The following is a 5,499-nucleotide window of genomic DNA, read 5'->3' on the forward strand; positions in this document are numbered from 1 at the left end:
ACGCCGACGTTGTCGCCCGCCTGACCCTGGTCCAGCAGCTTGCGGAACATTTCCACGCCCGTGCAGGTCGTCTTCTGGACCGGACGGATGCCGACGATCTCGACTTCCTCACCGACCTTGACGATGCCCTTCTCGACGCGACCCGTGACCACGGTGCCGCGGCCCGAGATCGAGAACACGTCTTCGACCGGCATCAGGAAGGGCAGGTCGACCGGACGCTCCGGCTGCGGGATGTAGGCGTCGACCGTCTCCATCAGCTTCAGCACCTGCTGCTCGCCGATTTCCGGGTTCACGCCGTCGGTGGCGGCCTTGGCCGAACCGGCGGTGATCGGAATGTCGTCGCCCGGGAACTGGTAGGAGCTCAGCAGCTCGCGGATTTCCATCTCCACCAGCTCGAGCAGCTCGGCGTCGTCGACCAGGTCGACCTTGTTCATGAAGACCACCAGGGCCGGCACGCCGACCTGACGGGCCAGCAGAATGTGCTCGCGGGTCTGGGGCATCGGGCCGTCGGCGGCCGACACCACCAGGATCGCGCCGTCCATCTGGGCGGCGCCGGTGATCATGTTCTTCACATAGTCGGCGTGGCCGGGGCAGTCGACGTGGGCGTAGTGACGGTTGGCCGTCTCATATTCCACGTGCGCGGTGTTGATCGTGATGCCGCGCGCCTTTTCTTCCGGCGCAGCGTCGATGTCCGCATAGGCCATCGCCTTGGCGCCGCCGGCCTTGGCCAGCGTCATCGTGATCGCCGCCGTCAGCGTCGTCTTGCCATGGTCAACGTGACCGATCGTGCCGATGTTGCAGTGCGGCTTGGTGCGTTCGAACTTTTCCTTGGCCATTCTCTTCTCTCCGTCCCCTGAGTTGAGGGGGCATATCCTAGATTTTCAGGGGTCCGGCGGACCCTGGGGCCCGCCGGGATGGGTTGGGGTTTAGGCGCTGTACTTCTTGATGACTTCGTCGGCGACGTGTTGCGGCACCGGCTCGTAGTGGTCGTACTGCATGGTGAACTGGGCGCGGCCCTGAGACATGCCGCGCAGGGTGTTCACATAGCCGAACATATTGGCCAGGGGCACGAAGGCGTTCACGACGGTGGCGTTGCCGCGCATGTCCTGACCCTGGATCATGCCGCGACGGCCGTTCAGGTCGCCGATGACCGAACCCAGATACTCCTCCGGGGTCACGACCTCGACGGCCATGATCGGCTCGAGCAGCTTGGGCGCACCCTTTTCCTTCAGCTCGCGGAAGGCGGCGCGGGCCGCGATTTCGAACGCCAGCACGCTGGAGTCGACGTCGTGGAACTTGCCGTCCGTCAGGGTCGCCTTGAAGTCGATCAGCGGGAAGCCGGCCAGCAGGCCGTTGTCCTTGGCCGACTGCAGGCCCTTTTCGACGCCCGGGATGTATTCCTTGGGCACCGCGCCGCCGACGATCGAGTTCTCGAACACGAAGCCCGAGCCCGGCTCGCCGGGTTCGAAGGTGATCATGACGCGGGCGAACTGGCCCGTACCGCCGGTCTGCTTCTTGTGGGTGTAGTCGATGTCGACCTTGCGGCCGAGCGATTCACGATAGGCGACCTGGGGCGCGCCGATGGTGGCCTCGACCTTGTAGGTGCGCTTCAGGATGTCGATCTTGATGTCCAGGTGAAGCTCGCCCATGCCCTTCAGGATGGTCTGGCCCGACTCATGGTCGGTCGAGACGGTGAAGGAGGGATCTTCCGACGCCAGCTTGGCCAGGGCGACGCCCAGCTTTTCCTGGTCGGCCTTGGTCTTGGGCTCGACCGAGATCTCGATCACCGGGGCCGGGAACTCCATCTTCTCGAGGATGACGGGCGACTTCAGGGGATCGCACAGGGTGTCGCCCGTGCGGGTTTCCTTCAGGCCGGCCAGGGCGACGATGTCGCCGGCGAAGGCTTCCTTGACGTCCTCGCGGTTGTTCGAGTGCATCTGAAGCATCCGGCCGACGCGCTCTTTCTTGTCGCGCGACGAGTTCAGCAGGCTCATGCCCGTTTCCATCTTGCCCGAATACAGGCGGCAGAAGGTCAGCGAGCCGACGAAGGGGTCGTCCATGATCTTGAAGGCCAGGACCGACAGGGGCTCGTCGTCGGACGCCTTGCGGACGACCGGCTCTTCGGTCTTGAAGTCGATGCCCGGGGTCGGCGGGATGTCCAGCGGCGACGGCAGGTAGTCGACGACGGCGTCCAGCAGGGTCTGCACGCCCTTGTTCTTGAAGGCCGAGCCGCAAAGGATCGGATAGAAGGCGCCGGTCAGAACCGCCTTGCGGATGCACTTCTTGATGACCTCTTCCGACGGCTCGTTGCCCTCGAGGTAGGCTTCCATCGCCTCGTCATCCAGCTCGACGGCGTTGTCGATCAGGTACTGGCGGGCCTCATTGGCCTTGTCGACCATGTCGGCGGGGATCGGCACGTCCTTGTAGGAGGCGCCCAGGCCGTCGTTGTCCCAGACGACGCCGGTCATGCGGACCAGATCGACCAGGCCCGACAGCGAGGATTCGGCGCCGATCGGCAGCTGGATCGGCACGGCCTTGGCGCCCAGACGGTCGCGGATCGACTCGACCGAGGCGTCGAAGTCGGCACCGATCTTGTCCATCTTGTTGACGTAGACGATGCGCGGAACCTTGTACTTGTCGGCCTGACGCCAGACGGTCTCGGTCTGCGGCTCGACGCCGGCGTTGCCGTCCAGCACGGTCACGGCGCCGTCGAGGACGCGCAGCGAACGCTCGACTTCAATGGTGAAGTCCACGTGTCCGGGGGTGTCGATGATGTTCAGGCGCTTGCCCTGCCAGAAGGCGGTCGTCGCGGCCGAAGTGATGGTGATGCCGCGCTCTTGTTCCTGGTCCATCCAGTCCATGGTGGCGGCGCCGTCGTGGACTTCGCCGATCTTGTGGGACTTGCCGGTGTAATACAGGATCCGCTCGGTCGTCGTCGTCTTGCCCGCATCGATGTGGGCCATGATGCCGAAGTTGCGGTAGTCCTCGAGCTTGTGAGTGCGGGCCATGAAAGCGTGCCTTGAAATGTGTTCAGGACGCGGACGGCGCCCTCGGAAAGTCAGTCTGTTCGGATAAGCGGGCGCGGGCGATTTAGCTGAAACCGCCCGCGCCGGATAGTCCTAGATAGTCATCGCAAGTGACGCTTTGAAGGCGTCCCCTGCAGGCCTTACCAGCGGTAGTGGCTGAAGGCGCGGTTCGCCTCGGCCATCTTGTGGGTGTCTTCGCGCTTCTTGACCGCGGTGCCGCGGTTGTTCGAGGCGTCCAGCAGCTCGGCGGCCAGCTTCTCGGTCATGGTGTTCTCGCCGCGCTTGCGGGCGGCGTTGACCAGCCAGCGGATGGCCAGGGCGCGACGACGGTCGGGGCGAACCTCGACCGGCACCTGATAGGTGGCGCCGCCGACGCGACGCGAACGGACTTCCACGGCCGGCTGGACGTTTTCCAGGGCAGTGTGGAAGGTGACGACGGCTTCGACGTCCTTCTTCTTGTCGGCCAGGATGGCGAAGGCGCCGTAGACGCTGTTCTCGGCGACGGCCTTCTTACCTTCGTACATGACGTAGTTCATGAACTTGGTGTCGGTCAGATCCTTGTACTTGGGATCCGGCAGGACTTCGCGTTTCTGGGCGCGGTGGCGACGGGACATGGGCTTAGCCTCTTAAATCGGTATCGAACGGCCAGAGTGACCTGGCGAATGGAATGAAGCGGTCGCTTACTTCGGACGCTTGGCGCCGTAGTGCGAACGGCGCTGCTTGCGGTCCTTGACGCCCTGCGTGTCGAGCACGCCGCGCAGGATGTGGTAGCGAACGCCGGGCAAGTCCTTGACGCGGCCGCCGCGGATCAGGACCACCGAGTGCTCCTGCAGGTTGTGGCCTTCGCCGGGGATGTAGCACACGGCTTCGTAGCCGTTCTTGGCCAGGCGGACCTTGGCGACCTTACGCAGAGCCGAGTTCGGCTTCTTCGGGGTCGTGGTGTAAACGCGGGTGCAGACGCCGCGACGCTGGGGCGAACCCTCCAGGGCCGGAACCTTGTTCCGGACGGGCGTGGGCTTGCGCGGCTTGCGGATCAGCTGGTTGATCGTAGGCATTTCAACTCGTCTCGACTTCTGATGGAGGCGTGTGCCTTTCGGCCGAAGCGCCTCATGTCCTTCTTCTGAACGGGGTCATCCCCGCCCGGGTTGTCTTCTGAGGACGATGCCGGACCCCCAAACAAAAAACCCGGAACGCGCGCTTTGGGCGTTCCGGCGGGCACAGCCCGTTCGTTCGATTGTCACGATCTCGACGGACGATGTGACTCGCCCAAGCCTCGAAAGTGGGCGGCTTCTACGCGCGATGCCGGTTCAGGTCAAGGCGGGACTGCCCGCTCCCCGACGCCGGACGCCCCGGGGTCAAGATCGCGCCGCCATGCGGCCACGGTCGTCCGGCCTGATCGGAGTCGGGGACGCGCACGGCGCGACGGGGGATGAAGGGGCATGCGGGAAGACGCGGCGGCGAGACGACTGGCGCCCGGCCTGCGCGATCCGCGCCTGATCGGACTGACGGCGGCCCTGCTGGTCCATGTGGCCCTGTTGGGGCCGGCGCTATGGGGGCTGGTGGGCGGCGAGACTGTCGCCATCGACACGGATCCGGGCGTCATTCCCCTCGACCTGTCTCCACCAGCCTGGCCGGGCGTTCAGGCGCGACGGCCGACCGCGCGCCTGCCCCTTGAGGCCGCTCCGCGCGAGGCGAGGTCGACCGACGCAGCGCGAAACGCAGCGCCGCCTGCCGACGTCCTGGGGACGCCGACCCAGATCGCTGCTGCGGACGGGCTTGTGGTCGATGATGCCTGGCCTGTCGGCGGCGCCGGGCCGGGCCGCGAACCGTGGGGCGGCGACGTGTGTCGCGACATCAGCAACTTCCGGGCCTGGGAAGCGGCGAACTGTCGCGAGCGCGGTCCGGCCCTGCGTGCTGCGGCGAGGGGGTCGCCACCCGTCGAGGTCGCCCGGCCGGAGCCCCGACGCGGCCGTGCGCCCGGCGAGGCACGCGACGAGGCCTTCGCCGAACAGGCGGCGGCCAACGAGGCCTGGCGCAGCTATACGCGCGAGCGGGACGCGCCCTATCCGGGACTGCGGTCGCTGCTGAAGCACCATTGAGACCGGCCGCCATCAGCCCGCCACGGTTGCCCCCTCCCTTCACGCGATCAGGCGACGGGGACCGATGAGCGCGACGATCGTTTCAGCAGGAGGGCGCGGTCCCGACCGTCGCAGACGGCTGGTTGTCCTGGGCGGCTCGCTGGCGTTTCACGCGGCGGTCCTAACCCTGATCGGCCACGAGCTGGTGCAAACGCCCCTGACGCCCAATCCGACGATCGACCAGATGCCGGTCTTCATCGAACTGGAGCCCCGGCCCCTGCTGCCGGGCGAGGTGGCGCGGCGTCCCGCCCGCGCCGCCGAGTCGGCCCGGGACACCCAGCCCCTGAACGCCGCGAGGACGGCCCCCGCCGCCGCCGCCCGCATGGCGACGGACG

The 5,499-nt window shown here is 66.5% G+C and carries 6 protein-coding genes; 2 read left to right on the forward strand and 4 right to left on the reverse strand.

Annotation, left to right across the window (positions count from 1 at the left end; translation table 11 throughout):
• The 4 genes from ACT6QK_RS14690 to rpsL form a co-directional block, all read right to left on the reverse strand.
• Positions 1-836 (reverse strand): elongation factor Tu (locus ACT6QK_RS14690; RefSeq protein ID WP_444598567.1); only part of this gene is annotated, 836 nt, incomplete at its 3' end.
• Between the two features lie 90 nt (positions 837-926).
• Complete coding sequence (fusA, locus tag ACT6QK_RS14695) at positions 927-3,008, reverse strand: elongation factor G (protein WP_444598568.1); 2,082 nt, start codon at positions 3,006-3,008, stop codon at positions 927-929.
• Between the two features lie 158 nt (positions 3,009-3,166).
• Positions 3,167-3,640, reverse strand: coding sequence for a 30S ribosomal protein S7 (gene rpsG / locus ACT6QK_RS14700; protein ID WP_444598569.1), 474 nt, complete (start codon positions 3,638-3,640; stop codon positions 3,167-3,169).
• 66 nt (positions 3,641-3,706) lie between these two features.
• Positions 3,707-4,081, reverse strand: coding sequence for a 30S ribosomal protein S12 (gene rpsL, locus ACT6QK_RS14705; RefSeq protein WP_444598570.1), 375 nt, complete (start codon positions 4,079-4,081; stop codon positions 3,707-3,709).
• A gap of 384 nt (positions 4,082-4,465) precedes the next feature.
• Between rpsL and ACT6QK_RS14710 the strand changes: the two genes are divergently transcribed.
• Positions 4,466-5,125: a hypothetical protein gene (locus ACT6QK_RS14710; protein ID WP_444598571.1), complete on the forward strand. Its 660-nt coding sequence runs from the start codon at positions 4,466-4,468 to the stop codon at positions 5,123-5,125.
• 64 nt (positions 5,126-5,189) lie between these two features.
• On the forward strand, positions 5,190-5,499 hold a 310-nt coding region (locus ACT6QK_RS14715), incomplete at its 3' end, for a hypothetical protein (protein WP_444598572.1).

The organism is Brevundimonas sp. (genome assembly GCF_052436175.1).
In the GTDB taxonomy this organism is placed as follows: Bacteria; Pseudomonadota; Alphaproteobacteria; order Caulobacterales; family Caulobacteraceae; genus Brevundimonas.

Excerpts from the sequence above, each read along its gene's own strand:
- fusA (WP_444598568.1), bottom strand. The coding sequence starts at position 3,008 with ATGGCCCGCACTCACAAGCTCGAGGACTACCGCAACTTCGGCATCATG.
- rpsG (WP_444598569.1), bottom strand. The coding sequence starts at position 3,640 with ATGTCCCGTCGCCACCGCGCCCAGAAACGCGAAGTCCTGCCGGATCCC.
- rpsL (WP_444598570.1), bottom strand. The coding sequence starts at position 4,081 with ATGCCTACGATCAACCAGCTGATCCGCAAGCCGCGCAAGCCCACGCCC.
- ACT6QK_RS14710 (WP_444598571.1), top strand. The coding sequence starts at position 4,466 with ATGCGGGAAGACGCGGCGGCGAGACGACTGGCGCCCGGCCTGCGCGAT.